The sequence below is a fragment of the Flavobacterium sp. FPG59 genome (assembly GCF_002150205.1).
In the GTDB taxonomy this organism is placed as follows: Bacteria; Bacteroidota; Bacteroidia; order Flavobacteriales; family Flavobacteriaceae; genus Flavobacterium.
The window spans coordinates 1-1,857 of sequence record NZ_MTCA01000342.1; the positions used below are offsets into that span (position 1 = coordinate 1).

Consider the following 1,857-nt stretch of genomic DNA (forward strand, 5'->3'; position numbering starts at 1 on the left):
AACGTATGCTGTTTGGTATTAAAAAAAAAGCTCCAAAAAATGGAGCTGTAATTTTATATTTCGAATGAATTACCGAATTATTAATTTTCTAGTGGCAGAACTTTCTTTTTCATTAATTTTTATAATGTATACTCCAGAAGATAAATTAGATACATTCAGTTCTTTAGAGCTTAGCATCGTTTGTAAAACTTTTTTACCGAGTACATCAAAAATTATGATTTCTTTATCAAGGTCATTCTTAGTGGTAATGTAAATTTTACCATTACTCACAGGATTTGGGTACAAGCTCAATCCTTCAATACTAGAGGCAGTTTCTTGTAATTTTGGTTGCGGTTTATTATCTTGGGCATAAGTGCTTGCAGAGAATAAAAAGACCAATAAAATCAGGGTATAAAAGTAGTTTTTTGCCATTCTTACTAATTTGATTTGTAAATATACAAAATTAATTCAAATAGTGTACCAAAAAAAATGCCTTTCGTTATGAAAGGCATTTTGAATTATTTAAGAGATGATTATTTGATCAAGCTTACTCCATCAACAATTGCCCATGCTCCTGCAGTTAAAGTAGCGCCAGTAGATGTAGTACTTGTTGTGTAGTTTCCTGTAGGGAAAGCAACTGTAAAAGTAGTTCCTACTCCAGCGAACTGAGAAGTGCCATCATTGATTTTTACATTTAATAATTTGATTTTACCACCAGTAACTTGGTTATCAAATGTTGCTTTATCTTGTATTCTCACTGCGGTAGAATTAGCAGTTGTATATCCTGAGATAACTACATTTGAGTATTCACCATTTCCGTCTTTTTTGAATTGGATCGCATCGTATTCAGCAGCTGAAGATCCTCCTTCAGTTACAGTACCTGCAGCTCTAGTTAATGTGATGTTGCTTACTTTTGGTCCGAAAGCATTGTTTACAGATTTTGCTTCAATTTCCATTCCATAGTTACCAGTTGCAACTTGGTAAGCCAACCAGTTTGTATTTGCATCACCTCTCCAGCCATCTTGCCAGTCAAAAGAATCATCAAAGTTACCGTATGAAATTAAGTTTTTAGCACTTACAGTTCCACCGTAAAATTCAAAACCATCATCAGCACCTTTGTAAGCTACTAAGTTTTCTAGAACAGTTCCTGAACCAACTGAATAGAATGAGAATCCGTTCATTTCACTAGTGTTGTCAGTTAATTTTTTTCCAGCATATTCTACTCTTACATATTTCAAAGAACCACCATTGTGAGCAGTATTTGTTCCGCCGTAAGCTAAGTTGTTTCCGTCTTCAGAAGTAGCAGTTGTTACACCATTTGCACCTACAATTGGAGCGTCTCCAAACATGATGATTCCTCCCCAAGATCCAGGAGTTTTAGAAGTTTCTGTAAATACAACTGGTAATGCAGAAGTTCCGTTTAAGAATAATTTACCACCATTTTCTACTAAAAGAGCATCAGCTGTTCCGTCAGCAATACTAGCAGTAATTGTAGAACCCGCCTCTATTGTTAAAGAACCTCCACTTTTAATTTTTACAGTTCCTTGTATAGTGTAGTTTCCTAATGGATATGTTTTTGCAGTAGTAATGTCTCCAGTTATAGTTCCAGTAGGTATTGGTTGTGTAGTGATTTCTTCATTATCTGATGAACAACTACCTAAAGACAAAGCTACGATTGATAAGCTTAATACTAATTTTTTCATTTTTTTTATTATTTTGTTGTTGTGATTATTTGATACAAATGTAGCGACGACATTGGATAAGAAAGTTAACGTAACATTATAATACTATTGCCAAAATTTGAACATTATGTAAATTTTATGTAAAGCCATTTTTTTAATTTGAGGAATTTGTATTCAAAAAAAAACTGCCTTAAAA

The 1,857-nt window shown here is 33.3% G+C and carries 2 protein-coding genes; both read right to left on the minus strand.

The annotated features are described in order from the left end of the window. Window positions 1-69: 69 nt before the first annotated feature. Complete coding sequence (locus FPG59_RS15760; RefSeq protein ID WP_086455487.1) at window positions 70-411, minus strand: T9SS type A sorting domain-containing protein; 342 nt, start codon at window positions 409-411, stop codon at window positions 70-72. A 101-nt stretch (window positions 412-512) separates the two neighbouring features. Continuing rightward, on the minus strand, window positions 513-1,682 hold the full coding sequence (locus FPG59_RS15765; protein ID WP_086455488.1) for a hypothetical protein: 1,170 nt from the start codon (window positions 1,680-1,682) through the stop codon (window positions 513-515). Between the last annotated feature and the right edge of the window lie 175 nt (window positions 1,683-1,857).